The following is a 20,574-nucleotide window of genomic DNA, read 5'->3' on the forward strand; positions in this document are numbered from 1 at the left end:
AAAAAGAATTGTATGATCAAGAATTATCTGAAGATAGCCTGGAGAAATATCAGAAAGCAGAAATTCTATTCCTTTATCAATATACTGGGCCTGACAATAGGCATGACCTGCTGTTTCCTGATATTTATGTATGTGCGTTTTGAGTTGAGCTATGATTCATTCCACAAGAATAAAGACAGGATCTATAGGGTCGTGACTGATGTGAAGACGCCAACCGAACTGATAGAAGCAGAGATCACGTCGGCTCCTATGGGCCCCAATATTAAGGCTGATTTCCCGGAAGTCGTGTCTGCTGTCAGGCTCAATTTGTCAAATACCCTTGTCACCATCGGTACTAACAAGTATGATGAGGATAAACTGGCAATGGCTGATTCTACTTTATTTGAAGTATTCTCCTTCCCGCTAACGAGAGGGACGGCAAAACAGGCATTGACAGAACCTTTCACCGCTGTGTTGAGTGAAAGTAAAGCAAAGAAATATTTCGGTTCGGCAGATCCTTTAGGGAAGACTTTTCAGATAGACGGCGGAAAAGCTACAATCCGGGTAACAGGCGTGATGAAGGATGTCCCTGAAAATTCCCATCTGCCTTTTGATATGGTCCTCTCCCTGGCGACAGCCGAAAAGATGGGGCAGAACCTCACCGAATCATGGGGCAATTTTGGTATGATGACATACCTGCTGCTGGCGCCGGGTACTGATGCTTCCAAACTGGAGAAGAAACTGCCTGGCTTTATGGAAAGGCATGTAGGAAGCACGATGAAGAAGAATAACATGTATTACACCTTACACCTGGAACATCTGAAAGATGTATACATGAACTCCAAGCGGAATGCACCTGTAAAGGGAAGCATTACCAATGTATACATATTCTCCATCGTGGCTATTTTCATCCTCCTGATAGCAGTTATCAACTTTGTGAACCTGGCTACAGCCAGGGCAACAGAGCGGGCGAGAGAAGTAGGCGTGCGGAAGTCGATTGGGGCTTATGAGTCGCAACTCACATTTCAGTTCCTGTGCGAAACGCTCTTACTCAGTTTATTCGCTTTTATATTGTCAGTAGCCTTAAGCCAGTTGCTGCTACCAGGATTTAACCTGTTGGCCGGAAAAGAAATAGCATACAATATATTCAGTACAGGCGCTATCGTATGGTTCCTGCTCATATCTATAGGCGTTGGGTTACTGGCAGGTATTTATCCTGCAATCGTCTTGTCCTCCTACAAACCCGTGGTTGTGTTGAAAGGTGCTTTCAGCAGCAGTAACAAAGGCTTGTTACTGAGAAGGGGATTGGTGGTGTTCCAGTTTGTTATCACCATCGTGCTGATAGCAGGTGTAATGATCGTTTATTACCAGTTATTATACCTGCAGGGCCGTGACCTCGGGTTTAAAAAGGAGCAGCAGCTGGTAGTGGAGTTTGGTGGTATGCCCAATATGAAAGAGAAATGGTTTGACATCAGGCAGCAGGTATTGAATATACCAGGTGTTGAGGGCGCCACCTTCTCGTCTGCTATACCGGGCCGGTTCCAGAACTCTGCATATAGTCATATCGAGATGAAGAATGGAGAAATGCAGGCGAGCAATATTAACCTGTACTTTGTAGACTACGACTTCATTAAGCAATATGGCATTAAATTGTTGGCAGGACGAGCATTTTCGCCCCAAATGGCTACTGACAGCACACAGGCAATGCTGGTAAATGAAGCGGTTGCATCCTCCCTGGGTTATAGCAAGCCGGAAGAGATCATCGGAAAGAAGTTTGACCAGTGGGGAAGAAAAGGGACCATTATCGGGGTGATTAAGAATTTTAATTACCGTTCACTGAAAGAGGCGGTATCTCCGCTGACAATGCGTATCGAACCCGAAGCGTTCGCCCCGCTGACAATGACTGTTGATCCGAAAAATGTCAAAAAGGTGATTGCCGGTGTAGAAGCTATATACAACAGGTATATACCGGAAGGAAGGTTTAACTACTTCTTTGTAGATGATGATTTCGATCGCCAATACAGGGGCGACTTCCGTTTCGGCCAGCTGGTACTGACCTTCGCTATCCTGGCTATTTTCCTGGCCACATTAGGATTGCTGGGACTGATCTCCTACATCGTGATCCAGCGTACGAAAGAGATTGGTATCCGGAAAGTATTAGGAGCTTCCGTTAATAATATTCTTCTGTTGCTGTCTACAGATTTCATTAAACTGATAGCCATTGCCCTGCTGGTAGCCACGCCATTGGCCTGGTACCTGATGTACCGGTGGCTGCAGGATTTTGCATATCGTATCGATGTGCCATGGTGGGTATTCCTGGCAGCTGGTTGTGTGGCGGTATTCATTGCGCTGGTTACGGTCAGCATCCAGACCATGAAGGCAGCAATGACAAACCCGGTGAAGTCATTGAGAACCGAGTAAGAAAGTTTCTTTAGTAGTTACGTTTAAATATGACAAGTGAAATGTGTCATGGGCAGGTGTCTACCCGCCCATAGCTTTTAATTACTTACAAAAAGGGAATTTTATGATAAAGAACTATCTGAGAATGGCCCGAAGGAATATATAGAGGCGCCGTGTGTTGTTGCGATAATGTTTGCTGATGGCGGGTATGCAGTTGCTAAAGCAGCGGCAATGAATCCGGTAAAAGTATTAAGAAGAGAATAGATTATATTGAAATAATAAACGACCGGCAACCGGGGAGGACTGGACCGGGTAAACAAATAAAACAGTATACAGTAATGATACAGTTAAGACATATCTCCAAGTATTATCCCGTAGGATTTGGTAAGAATGAAATATTAAAAGATATTGATCTCAGGATCTTTGAAGGAGAGTTTGTATCCATTATGGGCCCTTCGGGTTCAGGTAAATCCACCCTCTTACATATTTTGGGATTGCTGGAAGAACCTTCTCAGGGAGAGTACCTGTTTGACGGGGAGCCGGTACATAAAATGAATGAAAAGAAACGTACACAGTTGCACCGGGGCGCAATAGGATTTGTTTTCCAGGCTTACCACCTGATAGACGAGCTGACGGTGTATGAAAATATCGAGACGCCTTTATTGTATAAGAACATGCCGGCAGCTGAACGGAAAAGTCGTGTAGCCGACATCCTGGACCGCTTCAATATTGTGGCCAAGAAAGACCTGTTTCCCAACCAGTTATCAGGCGGACAGCAACAGTTGGTGGGCATCGCCCGCGCATTGGTAGGCGAACCGAAGGTGATACTGGCAGACGAGCCGACAGGCAATCTCCATTCAGACCAGGCAAAGGAGATCATGGAACTGTTCAAGCAGTTGAATGAAAAGGATAAGATTACGATAGTGCAGGTAACACACTCCGAACTTAATGCAACTTATGGTCACAGGATCATACAGATCCGTGACGGGAAAATCGCATAATTTCTTACAGGTAATTCCCGACGTCAGGTAATCTTATCAAGCTGTTGTGCGCAGGCACGGGGTCTGATAGGGATCCCGGTGTCGGGAATTGTTTGTTTGCGAATATTTTACGCCATTCATAAAGAATTTATTTATGTTATCATCACAATTATTATATTTTTGGAAGGTCATGAAAATATCCAAAATCCCGGGATGTATCCTGGCACTGTGCATCTTGTTTGCTAACTCTGCGACCTTAAAGGCGCAGGACACCTGGACACTGCAACGTTCTGTTGATTACGCGCTGGCAAACAACATATCGATCAAGCAACAAGACGTGCAGAAACGTTTTGCGGCACTGACATACCAGCAGAGTAAGTTGGCGCAGATCCCTACCCTCAGCACAGGCGTGCAGGCTACATATGGTTCCGGCCGTAACATTGACCCGTATACCAATACGATCATTACCCAATCTTACTTCAACGTTGGCGCGGGGGTGAATGCCAATGTTAATATCTTCAACTGGTTCTACCGCCGTAACCTGATAGCTGCCAACAGCTACGAGGCGAAAGCACAGGATAATTTCCTGGAGAAGGCCAAGAATAACGTGGCGTTCAATATTGCTGCCGCCTTCCTTCAGATCCTGCTCAATATGGAACAGGTACACATCAGTGAGCTACAGGTAAAACTGACCGCGTCTCAGCTGGAGAACACCAAAAAGCTGGTGATCGCCGGTTCCAAACCGGAGAGTGACCAGGCTGACCTGGAAACCAAACTGGCAAATGACAGCGTGAACCTGATCACCGCACAGAATAATGTGATCATGTCCACATTGGAAATGAAGGCCTATCTGAACCTGGGATTTGACGTACCATATGTACCGCAGGTGCCCGCCAATATTGCTGAAATTCCTATTCCCCGCCTGGATGAAGTAGACCCGGAAATGGTCTTCAGCGCGGCGCAGAACAATAACCCCGGCATAAAAGGAGATCTGTTAAGGATAAAATCCATGGAACGTACATACGCTTCCCAGAAAGGCCTCCTGTATCCGAGCCTGTCAGCATCCGGTAACCTGAATACCAGTTATGCCAACAGTGCGAAAAACCAGGTGATCACAGGATATACTCCTTTTACACAGGATATCGGTGAGGTTGCTATAGGTGGAAACACCTATACGGTAAAAGCTACCGGTCAGACACCCAGTTATAAACTGGTAACTATCCCGTTCAGCGATCAGATCAACAATAACTTCCGTCAGTCCGTAGGTCTTTCTCTGAATATTCCTATCCTGAACGGATGGTCACAGAGAACGGCTGTAAAGCAGGCTAAACTGAATATTGAAACACAAAAGCTGACTTTAGACCAGGACCTTCAACAATTACGCAGGGATATTTATACCGCTCATGCGAACGCAATGGCCGCTATCCAGAAGTTTTCAGCCTCCTCAAAAGGAGTGGAGTCTTCTCAGCGTGCATACGATTTTGCCACGAAGCGTTTCGATCTGGGTTTAATGAATACAATTGACTATATTACTACCCAGAACAACCTGTTCCGAGCGCAGATCGATAAGGTATCAGCCCAATACGAATATATATTTAGAATGAAACTACTGGAGTTTTACAGGGACCAGAAGGTCTCGCTGTAGCAGCTCCCTTCCTTTTGAAATACGCCGTTTTATATGAAGAGAAAGACACTTTTCTGGATCTTGGGGATCATTATTTTGCTGATTGTCATTGTGGCTGTAAGCAGAGCTGGCAAAGACGACAGCATTAAAGTGGCGGTAGATAACGCCGCTGAAAAAACTATTATAGAGGTAGTTTCTGCCAGTGGTAAGATCTACCCTGAAACAGAAGTAAAGGTCAGCTCTGACGTATCCGGTGAAATCGTAGATCTTCCCGTACTGGAGGGAGACTCTGTACAGAAAGGCCAGGTGCTGGTACGCATCTATGCCGATGTATATGGCTCCGTGCGTGATAAGGCAACAGCCTCCCTCAGCCAGGCACAGGCCCAGCTGGCTAATACCGCCGCTTCACTGAATGCATTTAAAGCCAAACTGGAACAGAGTAAAGCTGCTTACGACCGTAACAAGGAACTGCTGGCACAGAAAGTAGTGTCGCGTAGTGAATTTGAAACCGCCGAAGCCACTTACCGCTCTGCCCTGGCAGATTATAACGCCGCTGCCGAGCAGGTGAACAGCAACCGTTATGCTGTACAAAGCGCAAAGGCCGGGCTGACAGAAGCCAACACTAACCTGAAACGTACTACTATCGTAGCGCCGATGAGTGGCGTGGTATCACTGCTGCCTGTTAAAAAAGGGGAACGTGTGGTTGGTACCGGTCAGATGAGCGGTACAGAAATCATGCGCATCGCTGACCTGAATGTGATGGAAGTGCAGGTAGATGTAGGCGAAAATGACATTCCCCGTGTAAAATATAATGACACAGCTATCGTAGAAGTAGATGCTTACAGCGATCGTAAATTCAAGGGAATTGTAACCCAGATCGCGAGTTCAAGTAAAGGTGCGGCTACCAGCAGTGCATCCACATCAACTTCCTCTGCAGAACAGGTGACCAGCTATATTGTCCATATCCGCATTCTGCCGGATAGTTATAAAGATCTGATCGATCCTACACATCCGAAGAATTTCCCTTTCCGTCCGGGTATGAGCGCCAGCGTAGATATTCAGACACGCAGGAAGAACAATGTACTGGCAGTGCCTATCAATGCAGTGACCACCCGCGATATTGTTGACAGCTCCAAAGCAGTAGGCGCCAAAAAAGAAGACCTGGCGGCTGCAAAAGAAAGTGGTAAAGACCTGAAGGAAGTTGTTTTTGTATTGCAACCGGATAAAACAGTGAAACTGGTAACAGTTACTACCGGTGTGCAGGATGATACCAACATTGAAGTATTGTCAGGACTAAAAGCGGGCGATCAGGTGATCAGCGCTCCTTATTCCGCAGTGTCAAAAGATCTCGACCAGGGGAAAAAAGTGAGAGTGGTTCCGAAGAAAGAGTTGTTCGAGAACAAAGGCAAATAAAGATATTCCGGTATAAAGGAGAGGAGGGTGTATCATTGTACGATGCACCCTCTTTTTATTTGAGTATCTGATAGCGTCAGGTAGTCATTTAAGCAATTCTCAGCGCCTGTTTTTACTTCTGAGCCTACCCATTTTGGGTTTTTTAGGATGTAAACAGGACTATCACGATTAAAAAATGATAAGTAGTTTATGCATCAACGCCTGTGCTTTCCGATAAGCGCTGTTTAACTGGTTACGTACGGTTTGTTCCGCTGTCCCCGTCTTTGACGCTATCTCCCGGATGCTTAACTCATCAAAATGTGACCAGGTAAATACCTGCCGTTCCTTTTCAGGAAGTGCCTGCAGATCATCCTGTAACTGGGCTATGATGTCCCTGTGTATGATCATACTCATAGTAAGTTCAGAACCCTGTTCTTTATACTGTTCGTACTTCTCCAGGTATCTCTCTTTTACACCGTCATCCCTGAACTTACGGAGTATCATTTTCCTGGCAGCGCTGAACAGGTAATAACGGATGTGGGAGTTAATGTGCAGGGTATGCCTTCTTTCCCAGAGATCAGTGAACAGGTCCTGAATCAGGTCCTGTGCGTCTGCCTCGTTACACAATACGCGGGTTGTATACTGGTATAATGAATCCCAGTAAGTGTTAAATAGCTTCTCAAAAGAAAGAGACTCTCCGGTATGAGGGATGTCTGACAGTCTCTCGCGTTGATCTGTTGTCATATGTCCAGGCGGCTGCTAAAAATAGAATGTTGAAGCGAGCTGAAAGAAGGGTCTGTCAAATTATCATGAAGACTTAACATTGGAGGCCGGTGGGTAATTATACACAACGGGGAAATTGTTGTCGGGATCATCGTACTGCGAAAACTTAACATTGGCCTATGTTAATTTAAGATTAAATTTATGTTATCATATTTAACCAACGTTTAATAAGTTATGTCAAGTACAGATACAGCGAAGACCGCTAAGCCTGCCAAGGCATCCCGCAAAGAAGCACGCACCACCATAGAAAAGAAATTAGACCTGTTATTAGTAGACCTGAAGAAAGAACTGGGAGAAACAAAGTTCAAAAACAGGATCAGGAAAGCTGCCAAACTATTGAGTAAAGGTCTGGACAAGCCTAAAAAGAAAGCCCTTGCCAAGAAAAAGGTAGCTAAGAAAGCCGCTAAACTCGCAAAGCCTGCAAAAGTGGAATCCACAACAAAAGCAGCAGAATAAATACATTTCATCAGGAACAAATACTGGTAATATATATTTAACAGCCCGCCTGTAACAGTTAACTGTTATATGCGGGCTGTGTGCTATATATTTAAGGCTTTTGTATGAAAAAGAGTCTTATATATTTACTGGGCCTGCTCTCTTTGTCAGCAGCCGCTCAACAAACTGGTCAGGTGAATGTGTTCCTGGGTTCTTCCGGGGATCATGGGCAAATGTCGCCCGCCGCTTGCTATCCTTTCAGCATGTTAAGCATTGGCCCGGAAACCTATCCTGATACCCATACGGGCTATGAATACCTGGCCAAAGAATTCCTGGGCTTCACCCACAACCGCATGGAGGGAGTGGGTTGCCAGGGATGTGGCGGTAACCTGCTGGTGCGCCCTTTTCTCGGTGATGGTCCTGTAAAGGCAGACCTGATCAAATATGAGGAACAGGCATCGCCGGGTTATTATCACGTTGGGTTTACCAATGGTATCAATGCCTCATTCACAGTATACAAAAATGGCGGCCTCCACCAATACCATTTTCCCGCAGGTAAAAAAGGTCTGCTTGTTGACCTGGGACATGCACACGTGGGTCGTTTTGTGGCAGAGGAACATGCTATCGACGGAAATGCCGTTAGCGGCTGGATCGAGTCAAAAACTACCTGTAGCGCCGGTGTATACAGGATCTACTATTACCTGGAAACAGACCATCCCGTAAAATGGACAGCGACTCAGGCCCATGAACTGGTAGCAACTACTACAGACAACGATCTTGGGGTGCGGGTAGGATTATCGTCTGTGGGTACTTCCTATGCCAAAGCGGCCATCACCCGCGATGCTTTTGATGTAGTAAAACGGCAAAGTGAACAGGACTGGAACAAGGCGCTGGGCCATATCAAAGTGAAAGGAGATCCCGCCAGGGAAAAGTTATTCTATTCCCTGTTTTACAGGTCTATACAGTCGCCTTACGTGGTATCAGCGCCTGATGGCGCTTATATAGCCACCGATGGTACCCTGCAGCATACCAGTACTAAGATCTACAATGGTTGGGCCATCTGGGATAACTATAGGACACAATTGCCTTTGCTATCTATCGCCTTCCCTCAGGAGTACCAGGATATGACCACTTCTGTCGCCGGACTATACCGGCATGGAAAAAAAGATTATGCCACCCTGCATGAGCCTTCTATTACCGTAAGAACAGAACATGCCATCGTCGTGCTGCTGGACGCCATGAAAAAGGGTTACAAACTGGATTTTAAGGCCATTGCCGATTCAGTTGAAAAGGAAATAAAGAACCTCGACTATGCACATCCTGATAAGGCATTGGAGTCCTCTTACGATGCCTGGGCATTGTCAGAGATCTATTACGCGTTCAAGGACAACGCCCGCGGCGACCAGTACAGGCAACAGGCAGCGGAATATAAAAAGTACTGGCAGAAAGATTTCCAGGACCTTACCCGCAAGGACGTAGACCGTATGCAGGCCAGGGGATTATACCAGGGTACCATCTGGCAATACCGCTGGTTCGTGCCGTTTGATCTGAAAGGTTTGATGGAGCTGTGCGGCGGTGAGCAGGCTTACATTTCTCAGCTGGATGAATTTTTCGGGAATGACTATTACTGTCATGCTAACCAGCCGGACCTGCAGGTGCCCTTCATGTACAATGTGACCAGCCAGCCATGGAAATCGCAGGCCCTGGTGCACAAGATCGCTGTAGACACCATGGTTCAGCATTATTTTAACGATAATAGCCGCGGTATCGGCTCAGAGATAGATGTCATTTATAAGAACCAGCCGGCAGCCTATGTCAGAACGATGGACGATGATGCCGGAACGATGTCGTCGTGGTTTGTACTGGTATCCACCGGTGTCTTCCCTGCCTGTATAGGATCGCCGATATACTACCTGAATGTTCCCCTGTTTGAGTCAGTAGAGTGGCAATGGCCAGGCGCTAAACCTTTCTCTGTGCACGTAAAGAACTTCGGCGACTGTAATGTGTATATCCGCGAGGTATGGTTGAACGGGAAGAAACTGGATCGTAACTGGATCACACATGCTGAGATCTCCAATGGCGGAAAACTGGAAATTGTGGCGACCGGCAAACCAGCTGAGGAGCAGGGGCCGGGTAATAAATGGATCTCAGCAATTGGTAGCCAACAATAGATATAGCACATTCCTGGATATAAGCCATATATGACGCATATTATAACCCATACTTAGAAGATATGGGTTATAATAGGTCGTATATGGCTTATATATGAGTAACCTCAGTATCCCGGTCCTTTTAGAATCAGTTGATCCCTTTATATTGGTTGTAAATATAGGTCAGATCGAATGTACCGAGGTTCTTGTAGTAGATGTTGAACATCTTGGCAGGATCGGTTGCGATCTCGCCCCCCTGAACATCTCCATCATCTCCGTCGTTCCATGCCCATGGAGCATTGGCGCCGCCATCGCCGTAACTGCTAACCAGACCGCCTGAAGGGCTGTTAAACAGCTGCGTGTTGTTGCGCTGTTCCCATAAGCCACCGGCAGTGAATACGTCCACCAGTTTGTAGGATACGTTACGGTCGTCCGGATTGGTTGGAACTCCGGCAGTACGACCCGGCACATAGCGGATACCATCGCCGACAATGTTTACATAAGGATAGGCTTTCAGGCCATGACCTTTCGCCTCATGACCGGTAGTTGGGTGAGATTCGTTGTTGTAGTTTTCCATTGTGATGGTACCGTCGTTGGTTTCGTGGTTGTTCTGCCATGAGCTGCCCGATACGGTATAACTATAGAAATCTTTGTGGAAGGTGGTTACCATTGCCTGCAGGGCGCCGTAGGTAGTACCATCCTTTCTTACTACCACCTCCATGCCTTCGAAGTCGTTCTCGTGCTGGTCCAGGTAATAACCGAAAGGGTTATCTGTCCAGTCGCGTGGGTGGAAGAAGGCATAGTTGATGAACCAGTGTGTGCTGGTTTCTGCTACTGAATAGTATACGTGGGCAGCAGCTGCATAGTTACCTGCAATGTTGTTCCAGTTGTTGGTACCAACCCAGTCGCCATCGAAATTGATCGCGGTGATGTAATCGGCTTTGCCGCCAACAGCATAGTCGCCGGTCTGGTCAACGTCCTGGTAATGAACAGGCGCCCAGCGGTAGGCCAGTTCTTCATTGAAGTTTACAGCAGCGGCTTGTGTGGCGCCGAGCGTTTCAGGTTTCATTTGCTGTACATCTTCTTTGCTACAGGAAACGAGGATCGTGGATGCCAGCAGGAGCATGAGCGCTGGCAGGCTCAGTTTGTGGAAGAGCGTCTTCATAGGTCCGTAATTGTTGTCTTTTAATAAATAGTGCCGGGATAATAAGCGACTACGGAAATAAGTTTCGCTGAGGGGGCATTTTAACCATTGGGGGGTATGGGCTTAACGATATGGTAATATTAGCCTGTAAATTCCTTACTTTGCGTGAAAAAGACAGATACGTGAAAGCAGGTATTATCGGTAGCGGCAGTTGGGCAACAGCGTTGGCCAAGATTTTAACGGATAATGGGAACAGGATCTCCTGGTGGATCAGGAATGAAGATACGATCCGTTATATGCAGCTGCGTCATCATAACAGGCATTATCTCACTTCAGTATATTTTGATACCACTTTGGTAGACCTGAGCAGCAACCTGGAACAGGTCGTTGCCGCCAGTGATGTACTGGTGCTGGCAGTACCTTCTGCTTTCCTGGAAGAAGTGATGCTGCAGTTGTCGCCGGAGGCGCTGAAAGGTAAGAAGATCGTTTCCGCGGTAAAAGGACTGGTGCCGGGCAGCAACCTGTTGATCAATGATTACCTGTCTGAAATGTTCGATTTTCCACTGGAGCAGTACTTTGCGATCACGGGCCCTTGTCATGCGGAAGAAGTAGCGAATGAAAAGCTGTCTTACCTGACCTTTTCCGGGCAGCAGGAAAAGTCAGCACAGGGCATAGCAGATATGTTCACCAACAGTTACCTGCAGACAATCGTGAACCGTGATGTGATCGGTGTGCAGCTGGCGGCAGTGCTGAAGAATATTTATGCAATGGGCGCAGGTATTGCCCATGGCCTGGAATACGGAGACAATTTCCTGAGTGTATATATCACCAACTGCTTCCGGGAAATGCAGCAGTTCCTCGATGCCTATGGCAAAGACCATACAGAAGCAGGCACCCATAATTATAACGCGAGCGCTTATCTGGGCGATCTGTTGGTAACCTGTTATTCCCTCCACAGCCGTAACCGCACTTTCGGCAATATGATCGGTAAAGGGTATTCTGTAAAAGCGGCCCAACTGGAATTAAATATGGTGGCCGAAGGATATTATGCCAGCAAGTGTTTATTTGAAATGAACATGGAGGTCGGCGCCTATATGCCTGTGGCTCAGGCAGTTTATACAATGCTATGGCAACATTTAAATCCACGGGAGGTCTTCCTCTCCCTGGAGAAGGGATTTATTTAACTGATTGTTAACTCTTTGTTAAAGCCTCGATAAGATTGGATTGTAACCTTCGCAGCAGATTTATCAACTTACTAAAACCGATATTCTGCTATGACCGCAACCAGTCTGCGCCTGAAGACATTTCTTGCAGGTATTTTCCTCCTTTTATTTTCCTTTGGTGCGATGGCCCAGCAGGTCATCACCGGGAAAGTAATATCCGGAGATGACCGTCAACCATTACCTGGCGCCACTATTCAAGTTAAAGGGGGGAACAAGAAAACAATTACAGACAATGCCGGCAATTTCAGCCTCTCCGCCGGCAATGAAGACATCCTTATTATCAGCAGTATTGGCTTCACTACGCAGGAAGTAAAAGGTAGCGCTGCGGCCAGTATCGTACTGGCTACAGATACCAGGGGCCTGGGGGAGGTTGTTGTAACCGCCCTGGGCATCAAAAAAGAACGTAAAAAGCTGGGATACGCCTTACAGGAAGTGAAAGGTGAAGACCTGACCGTGGCCAGAGAATCCAATGTCGTGAACCAGCTGGCCGGCAAAGTGGCTGGTGTAACGGTGATCGGCAGCCCGTCGGGAGTAGGCGGCTCGGCAAGGGTATCCATCCGTGGCGAGCGTTCGGTAGATTTGAATAAGAACCAGCCGCTGTACGTAGTGGATGGCGTTCCTATCAGCAATGCCATTAACGGTGGATCTGGCAGTAACAATACCGAAGTGGATTTCGGTAATGGCGCCAGCTTTATCAATCCTGATGATGTGGAAAGCATGAGCGTACTGAAAGGCCCTGCCGCTGCTGCGTTGTACGGTTCTCGTGCCGCAAACGGTGTTGTAATGATCAAAACCAAATCGGGCCGTAAACAGAAAGGGCTGGGTGTGGAAGTGAACAGTAACGTTACTTTTGAATCGGCCTTAAAGCTACCTGAGTATCAGAAGACATATGGCCAGGGTAATGCCAGCGGTAAGGATTTTGCCTTCGTAAACGGCGCTGGTGCTGGTGCATCCGATGGTACTGACGAAGGCTGGGGACCAGCATTCAAAGGACAGCTCTTCCCGCAGTTCAATTCTCCCCGTACCCTGAATGGTCAACCCATTCCTTTTACCGGTGGTGATATGAATGCGCCGGCAGGTAGCGCGATCACGCCTTCCAAATGGGAGCCTGACAATGATAACCTGAAGAACTTCCTGCAAACCGGCAATACTATTACCAATAATGTAGCCCTGGTAGGCGGTAATGATAACGGTGATTTCCGTCTGAGTTATACCAACCTGCATCAGAAGGGTATCGTACCAAATACTGGTCTTGACAGGCATACCACCAGTTTCTCTGCAGGTTATCACCTGACGCCAAAGTTCACCGCAAGGGCTTTTGTAAGTTATATCAAAGGAGAAAGCGATAACCGTCCTTCTATCAGCTATGGTACAGAAAGCATCATGTACCTGTTCAACTGCTGGTTGCCCGCCTCAGTGCGTGTAAGCGATCTGAAACGCCTCTGGCAGCGTGGCCTGGAAGGCAAGCAGCAGTACAACTGGAACTACAATTATCACGATAACCCATATTTCACCGTTTACCAGAATACCAATGGTCAGTATTATGACCGTATCATCGGGAATATCATCTTAAGATACGACCTGACTAACTGGCTGAACCTGCAGGTACGTACTGCTACAGACTGGAGCAGCGAGCGAAGGGAATACCGCAGGGCATTCAGTACCCAGCGTTTCCCATTTGGTGAGTACCGCGAGGTGAACATCATTAACCAGGAGCGTAACACAGATTTCCTGTTCACGGCGGATAAGGAGATCAACAGTAACTTCTCTGTGAATGCCACTTTGGGTGGTAACCAGATGCGCCAGACTTCCCGCTTCAATGAAGACGTAGCAGGACAATTGAATCTTCCTGGTATCTATCGTCTGACCAACGCCAGGATTGCACTGGTCAATAACCAGAACAATGTTGGTAAACGCATCAACAGTTTCTATGGATCAGCAGGTGTTTCCTATAAGAACAGGTTGTTCCTGGACGTAACCGGCCGTAACGACTGGAGTAGCGCCCTGACCCTGCCGGAAGATCTGAAGGCTTTCGGTGATGAGCAGAATTCTTATTTCTATTCTTCTGTAGCATTGAGCGGTATTATCAGTGATATGGTAAAACTGCCGGCTGTGATCAGCTTTGCTAAATTAAGGGCCAGCTTTGCGCAGGTGGGTAATGACACCGATCCTTTTGCATTTACACAAACCTTCAACCGTAGCGATCCGTATGGCGCATACCAGGTATATGAAGAGACTAACCGTTTATCTAACCTGAATCTGAAACCAGAGATCAGTTCTGCATTTGAATTTGGTGCAGATATCCGCTTCCTGCACAACAGGATCGGTTTGGATGTGACCTATTATCAAAGTAATACAAAGAACCAGATCCTCAATATTCCGCTGTCTAATACCAGCGGTTACGAAAGACGTGTGATCAATGCCGGTTCTATCCGTAACAATGGCTGGGAAGTGATGCTGAACGTTACACCTGTGAAGACCAAAGACTTCGCCTGGGATGCTTACGTGAACTTCTCTGCTAACCGTAGTAAAGTCATTGAACTGACTGATGGTCTGAAGAACTATGTAATGGCAGACAGGAGCGTATCTGTAGAAGCGAGGGTAGGAGAGCGTATGGGAGATCTCTATGGTATTGGTTTCGCAAGAGTCCAAAGCTCAGATCCGAAGGCAGCGTATTATGATCCAAGCGGTAAGTTCACCGGTCAGATGGTATTCGCGGCAAATGGTCGCCCGGTAGCTACTACGGAAAGGATCAGGTTAGGTAACTATAACCCCGATTGGTTAATGGGTGTTGGCAATAGTTTCACTTACAAAGGTGTAAAACTGAGTGCGCTGTTCGATATCCGTCACGGTGGTAAGCTGTATTCCCATACACAGACAGTAGGTCGTGAAGGGGGGATCATTAAAGAGACGCTGGAAGGCCGGGCAGACGGTTACGACATGAGTAAGCCGGGTAATGGCGTAATTGGTAATGGCGTAGTACAGACTGCAGATGGTGCTTTCGTTCAGAATACTACCAAGGTGGGTGTGCGCGAATGGCACAGTGCCTGGACCGGAGGCCGTAATATAGCCGAGGGAGTAATGTACGATGCTTCTTTTGTGAAGCTGCGTGAATTGCAGATCGGTTATTCTTTCCCGGGTTCTTTCAAAAAGGGGATCATTAAAGGTATGAACGTATCGCTGGTGGGCCGTAATCTCTTCCTGTGGGATAACGTACCACACGTAGATCCTGAGGTAATGTCCTATTCCGGAGGAACTGCATTGCCAGGTATTGAATACATGAGTTTACCGAGCAGCCGTAGTTATGGTGTGAACCTGAGCTTCAAATTATGATGATCATCCAAAACAAGCAATTATGAAATTCTTAAAGATATTTTTACTGGCCGGCCTTTTATCTGCCTGCACGCATGATTTCAGTGAGACGAACACGAACGAGAACAGCCCCACTAACGTAACGCCGGACCTGCTGCTGAGTGGTGTGATCAGGAATATGATGAATCAGCAGGTGAACTCCGCCTGGGGCATTGGTAATATCGTTGCGCAGCATCATGCGAAGATCCAGTTTGTGAATGAAGACCGTTATCTCTGGGGAGAACAGAATGGTACCTGGGACGCGGTGTATAATAACTATCGTAACCTGCAGAACATCTTTACGGCGGTAGGTACTGACTCCACAAACCCTTACCTGGGCGTTGCCCTGGTGCTGAAGTCCTGGATGTTTGCCCAGGTAACAGATGCTTATGGTGATGTGCCTTTTTCACAGGCAGGAAGGGCAAAACTGGAAGGCATTTATCAGCCGGAGTATGACAAGCAGGAAGACATCTATGCAGGTATCCTGAAAGACCTGAAGCTGGCCAATACTGTGCTGGCAAAGGCCACACCTAACCTGGAGGGAGATGTCCTGTATGGTGGTGGCGCTAATGCAATCGCGAAATGGCGTAAACTGGCAAACACACTACGCTTGCGCTACCTGCTGCGTTTGTCAAAGCAGAAGGATGTAAGTACGGAAATGGCCGGTATTGTTGCTGATCCTGCTACCTATCCTGTATTTACCGGGAATGAAGACAATGCGGAATTGAAATACCTCTCCGCAGCGCCTAACCAATGGCCGATGTATACTGCCCGTGTAGGTTCATTTGATGAGTTCAGGGTAAGTAAGACCTTGGTTGACCGTCTGACAGCATTGGGCGATACCCGTCTGAAAGTGTTTGGCCGTCCTACGCAGAAATCAGTTGCAGAGGGTAATCCGGTAATTGCCGGTATTCCTAACGGACTGAGCGACGCTGACGCGTTGAACTATAACGGTGGTGTACAAAGCGTCTCAAGGGTGGGTTATACCTTTGCCTGCCTGGTATGTAATGACATTGGCCAGGCTCCACCAGACCCCGCAGCGCCAAGAGCCTTACTCATGACCTATGCTGAGTTGCAGTTTACACTGGCAGAAGCAAGAGAGCGTAATATGATAAATACCGGAGATGCTGCTACTTATTACGCCAATGGTATTACTGCTAACTTCAATTACTGGAAGAGCATCGTGCCATCTCAATATGGCATTGATGTGACCATGCCTGCCAACTACCTGACGCAGGCGGCTGTAGCCTATACCGGCAGTCAGGCGGAGAAACTGGCCAAGATCGCATTGCAGAAATGGATCGCTTATTACTTCAACGGGCTGGAAGCATGGTTTGACTGGAGACGGACGGGGATGCCGGAAATTGTTCCGGGACCTTCCAACCTGAATAATGGCAAGGTGCCTGTAAGATTTATTTATCCTCAGAAAGAGCAATCATTGAATGGCACTAACCGTACCAAAGCCGTTGAACGGCAGGGTGCGGATGACCAGAACACGCGCCCGTGGATCGCGAAATGATTTCTTTTTGCATTGTCCGGCCGTTCACTTGTTAGTGAGCGGCCGGATTTTTTATTTCGCTACGTCGATCTTGACTTTTTTATTCTTGATCTTTTCTTTCTGGATGAGTGCAAGCGTGTGAGCGGCCTTGCTTTTACGGATGGCTACGAAGGAGAAGAAGTCTTTTACTTCAATGAGGCCCACATCTTCTTTTTTTAGCTGTCCTCTGTTGGTGAGGAAGCCGACGATGTCAACCTTGTTCACTTTGTCCTTTTTGCCGGCGCCGATGAAGAAGGTGGTCCATTTTGGTTTTTCCGGCAGTTCGTAATTGTCTTCCAGTGTAATTTTTGTTACTTCTTCTTCTACATAGGCCGGCATTTTTTCATCTGGTCCGATGATCAGGATAGCGGTACCACTGGCGTCCATTCTGGCGGTACGGCCATTACGGTGGGTATATGTCTCAGCTGTATGTGGCAGGTGGTAATGGACAATATACCTGATGTTCGGAATGTCCAGTCCGCGGGCGGCCAGGTCAGTAGTGACAAGTATATTCGAAGTGCCGTTCCGGAACTTGCACAATGCAGCGTCTCTTTCCTGTTGTTCCATGGCGCCGTGGTAGAATACTGTTGTCAGGCCTTTGTCTTTCAACAGGCCATTTGTCCGTTCAACTGCTTCTCTGTGGTTACAGAAGACGATCGTTGAACGGTTGCCCAGGTGGCAGATGAGCCTGAACAGGGTGTCTATTTTATCCTTGTCTTCGCTCTCTACATATTGAATAGCCAGTGCTTCAGACTTTTCTTCTGTCAGGAAGTTCAGTTTTACCGGATCTTGTAGTCCAACAAAATCGGGAATGTCTACCGTTTCTGTAGCTGAGGTCAGGATACGTTTTTTCAGGTTGGGCAAGGATTCGATGATGAATTCGATCTCTTCCTGGAAGCCGAGCTCCAGTGATTTGTCAAATTCATCCAATACCAAAGTTGTGATACCAGCTGTTTTGATATTTTCCCTGCGGATGTGATCCCCCAGTCTGCCCGGCGTACCCACTATCAATGCAGGCGCCTCGAGGAGGTTGTTTTCTTCAGTTTCTCTCAGATGTCCGCCATAACAGCAGGTTACTTTGTACCCTGTGCTCATGGTCTTCCAGACTTTTTCGATCTGTATGGCCAGTTCGCGGGAAGGAGCGATGACGAGTGCCTGGGTGCCGGGCGTATTTTTATCGAGGCCTTCCAGTACGGGGAGGAGGAAACCAAGGGTTTTTCCAGAGCCGGTATTGGAAAGGAGAATTACGTTGTCAGCCTGTTGATTGGCTTCAATACTCGCGAGCTGCATTTCGTTGAGCGCGTCGATTTTGAAGGCGGAGAGTATGTTAGCGTATTTTTGCATTGGGGCAAAAGTACGGAATTCTTCGGGGAGAGATGAGATTGACGGGTTTCCGTGTTATCAGTGGATATGTAAAACGCCATTTTTATAGTAAGATTCCGCTCCGGTAGTTAACTTAATTGCGTCGAGAAACTCCTGGATGGGCTCTGATTTCAGTATAGTTCCTGTAAAGCGTTTTTCAGCTATTTCCTGGTTGTCGATTACCACCTGTACTCCATACCAGCGGGGTAACACCTTAGTAATTTCTTTCATGGGAATATTATCCAGCTTATATCGTCCCCTGATCCAGAGCAACTCATTTTCATTTAAAGCGGATACCGTAGCTCCTTCCGTTTCGATATAGGTAATAGCCTGGCCCGGTCGAAGGATTGTCTTTTTATCAGCAGATTCGAAAGAAACAGCGCCGTCTACCAGGGAAACTCTTACTGTCCCTGAGTCGTAGGTGTTCACATTAAATGTAGTGCCCAGTACATGTACACTGCCGTTGCGGGTGTGAAGTATAAAAGGTCGGTTAGGATCTTTGGCAACTTGCAGGTAAGCTTCTCCGTCCACGGTAATCTCTCTGGTGTTGCCGGTAAAATTGAATGGGAATTTAAGACTTGTAGCACTGTTTAGAAACACGAGGGTGCCATCAGATAACTTGATGTGATAATCCATGCCTGGAGGTATCCATAGGTTATTTACCTGTTCTTCTGATGCTGTATTGCCATTGATGGTATATGTCAGTGCCTTGTTGGTATTGTTGAGTTGAGTGCCACTATTCAGCGTAATACTGTTTTGTTTGGTTGAGAGATCTATTATTTCTCCGTTTGACAATTGCAGTTGAAGAGTTCTGTTAAACGTCAATTTGGGCACTGAACTTGATCTGCCGGATTGGTTTATAAAAAGAGGATATACAAAGAATATAAGTAGTACCACAGTCGCTGCTACAGAAAGGGCACTATAGGTAATCCATCTCTTTTTACGAAGTTGTTTTCTTCGTATCAGTTCATCCTCTATTAAAGCGAAAGCGGCTTCACTGTTTATTTGCTTTATGGCAGGCTGATCTAACCAGCTAGTGTATTCCAGTTCGAGCTTATCTAATTCGGCTTGTAGTTCCGGATACTCTTTTAATGCATTTTGAAGGTGTTGCTCATCAGTTTCGCTAATAACCCCCATCACCTTTTCATTCATCAGTTGATGAATATGGTCCCTGTCTAATTCCATCGAGTGATTATTAATTCAAGTATAAGAGTATCTTGCTCTCCAAATGGGTGAGATAATAATATGAGATTATAACAATTTTTCCCGAATTGTTTTAATAGCAGTGGCAAGATGTGTTTTCACTGTATTGTCGCTGAGCCCCATGACATTGGCTACTTCTTTTCTTTTCAGTCCCTGTAATACGTAGAGTTGGAATGCTTTGCTTCTCTGTGCTGGCATACATTGTAAAATATCGTTCACTTTTTTGTCTATCAAATCGTAAATGCTTGGTTCCTGTTCTTCCTCCAGGTGTACGGTTGGCTCTTCCTGAAAGTTAAAGTACTCCTGTATTGTCTTATGCAGGCTTTTCTGCCGCTTTAAGATCAGCATGCAGTTATATCTTATGGACATGAACAGGTAACCCTTCAGATTTGTATGTATGTTCTTATATCGCTGTTTCTCAAAAAAGTCGATAAAAAAATCCTGGACTACGTCTTTGGCTTCTTCCAAATTGCCAAGAAGCCGATTTGCTTCAAACAGCAATGGTTTTTCAAAACGCATATATATCGTTTTGTAAGCCTTTATGTCTCCGGATTTCAGCTCTTTTAACAGCAGTTCTTCATTCGCATCGATGTGCATGCTGGCTGAAAAGTTCAGGTGTGAAATTAATATGGTAAAAGCACGTGTAAACTTAGCCCCCTTTAAGTTAATATCATAGCATTTTCCATTAATTTATTGTTGCGAGTCCTGACATTATGATGCTTTAATTTACACAGTTTCTTTGGTTTTTTTTCTTAATAATCAGTTAACATAGCCCGGAGTCCCACATTTTTCAAGGGGTTCAGAGAATAGCCGGCCTCCCTGACAGATTTTTTTAGCACAACGACTCACCCAATGACTGGTGTTTATAATCATTACGGGTATAAAGGGTATCAGCTATGTCTTACCTAAAATTCATTACCAATAAAACGTCAGGTGACTGTAGTTGTAATTAACTAACCATTTTTAGTCTTGTCCTTATGCAACAAAACTTTACTCACTGCTATGCGAGGC

The 20,574-nt window shown here is 46.5% G+C and carries 14 protein-coding genes; 9 read left to right on the forward strand and 5 right to left on the reverse strand.

Annotated features, from left to right (window positions below; all coding sequences use genetic code 11):
• Window positions 1-12: 12 nt before the first annotated feature.
• From MYF79_RS04785 to MYF79_RS04800, 4 genes are all read left to right on the forward strand, one after another.
• A complete protein-coding gene (locus tag MYF79_RS04785; RefSeq protein WP_247812794.1) occupies window positions 13-2,400 on the forward strand; it encodes an ABC transporter permease in 2,388 nt (795 codons plus the stop codon).
• Window positions 2,401-2,717: 317 nt separating this feature from the next.
• Window positions 2,718-3,380 (forward strand): ABC transporter ATP-binding protein, encoded by a 663-nt coding sequence (locus MYF79_RS04790; RefSeq protein ID WP_199654594.1) that lies wholly within the window; start codon window positions 2,718-2,720, stop codon window positions 3,378-3,380.
• A 169-nt stretch (window positions 3,381-3,549) separates the two neighbouring features.
• On the forward strand, window positions 3,550-5,004 hold the full coding sequence (locus MYF79_RS04795; protein WP_247812795.1) for a TolC family protein: 1,455 nt from the start codon (window positions 3,550-3,552) through the stop codon (window positions 5,002-5,004).
• Window positions 5,005-5,037: 33 nt separating this feature from the next.
• Window positions 5,038-6,396, forward strand: coding sequence for an efflux RND transporter periplasmic adaptor subunit (locus MYF79_RS04800; RefSeq protein WP_247812796.1), 1,359 nt, complete (start codon window positions 5,038-5,040; stop codon window positions 6,394-6,396).
• Window positions 6,397-6,564: 168 nt separating this feature from the next.
• Here the strand turns inward: MYF79_RS04800 and MYF79_RS04805 are convergent, their stop codons facing one another.
• A complete protein-coding gene (locus MYF79_RS04805; protein ID WP_247812797.1) occupies window positions 6,565-7,119 on the reverse strand; it encodes an RNA polymerase sigma factor in 555 nt (184 codons plus the stop codon).
• A gap of 213 nt (window positions 7,120-7,332) precedes the next feature.
• On the opposite strand from MYF79_RS04805, the gene MYF79_RS04810 reads away from it, so the two are divergent.
• Both MYF79_RS04810 and MYF79_RS04815 read left to right on the forward strand, forming a co-directional pair.
• The gene (locus MYF79_RS04810; RefSeq protein ID WP_247812798.1) at window positions 7,333-7,614 is read left to right on the forward strand and encodes a hypothetical protein; all 282 of its coding nucleotides are present in this window, start codon (window positions 7,333-7,335) and stop codon (window positions 7,612-7,614) included.
• 104 nt (window positions 7,615-7,718) lie between these two features.
• Window positions 7,719-9,764 (forward strand): glycoside hydrolase domain-containing protein, encoded by a 2,046-nt coding sequence (locus tag MYF79_RS04815; RefSeq protein ID WP_247812799.1) that lies wholly within the window; start codon window positions 7,719-7,721, stop codon window positions 9,762-9,764.
• Between the two features lie 127 nt (window positions 9,765-9,891).
• Here the strand turns inward: MYF79_RS04815 and MYF79_RS04820 are convergent, their stop codons facing one another.
• Window positions 9,892-10,908: a hypothetical protein gene (locus tag MYF79_RS04820; protein WP_247812800.1), complete on the reverse strand. Its 1,017-nt coding sequence runs from the start codon at window positions 10,906-10,908 to the stop codon at window positions 9,892-9,894.
• A 140-nt stretch (window positions 10,909-11,048) separates the two neighbouring features.
• Between MYF79_RS04820 and MYF79_RS04825 the strand changes: the two genes are divergently transcribed.
• The 3 genes from MYF79_RS04825 (at window position 11,049) to MYF79_RS04835 (ending at window position 16,980) form a co-directional block, all read left to right on the forward strand.
• A complete protein-coding gene (locus tag MYF79_RS04825; protein ID WP_247812801.1) occupies window positions 11,049-12,071 on the forward strand; it encodes an NAD(P)H-dependent glycerol-3-phosphate dehydrogenase in 1,023 nt (340 codons plus the stop codon).
• A 90-nt stretch (window positions 12,072-12,161) separates the two neighbouring features.
• Window positions 12,162-15,443 carry a SusC/RagA family TonB-linked outer membrane protein gene (locus tag MYF79_RS04830; RefSeq protein ID WP_247812802.1) on the forward strand — a complete coding sequence of 1,094 codons (3,282 nt, stop codon included), beginning with the start codon at window positions 12,162-12,164 and terminating at the stop codon, window positions 15,441-15,443.
• 22 nt (window positions 15,444-15,465) lie between these two features.
• Window positions 15,466-16,980 (forward strand): SusD/RagB family nutrient-binding outer membrane lipoprotein, encoded by a 1,515-nt coding sequence (locus MYF79_RS04835; RefSeq protein WP_247812803.1) that lies wholly within the window; start codon window positions 15,466-15,468, stop codon window positions 16,978-16,980.
• Between the two features lie 51 nt (window positions 16,981-17,031).
• Here MYF79_RS04835 and MYF79_RS04840 read toward each other — a convergent pair whose 3' ends face one another.
• The 3 genes from MYF79_RS04840 to MYF79_RS04850 all read right to left on the reverse strand — a co-directional run bounded on the left by MYF79_RS04840 (window position 17,032) and on the right by MYF79_RS04850 (window position 20,160).
• On the reverse strand, window positions 17,032-18,342 hold the full coding sequence (locus tag MYF79_RS04840) for a DEAD/DEAH box helicase (protein ID WP_247812804.1): 1,311 nt from the start codon (window positions 18,340-18,342) through the stop codon (window positions 17,032-17,034).
• Window positions 18,343-18,399: 57 nt separating this feature from the next.
• Window positions 18,400-19,545 (reverse strand): FecR domain-containing protein, encoded by a 1,146-nt coding sequence (locus MYF79_RS04845; RefSeq protein ID WP_247812805.1) that lies wholly within the window; start codon window positions 19,543-19,545, stop codon window positions 18,400-18,402.
• Window positions 19,546-19,611: 66 nt separating this feature from the next.
• On the reverse strand, window positions 19,612-20,160 hold the full coding sequence (locus MYF79_RS04850) for an RNA polymerase sigma factor (RefSeq protein WP_247812806.1): 549 nt from the start codon (window positions 20,158-20,160) through the stop codon (window positions 19,612-19,614).
• Between the last annotated feature and the right edge of the window lie 414 nt (window positions 20,161-20,574).

The organism is Chitinophaga filiformis (assembly GCF_023100805.1).
GTDB classification, from domain to species: Bacteria; Bacteroidota; Bacteroidia; order Chitinophagales; family Chitinophagaceae; genus Chitinophaga; species Chitinophaga filiformis_B.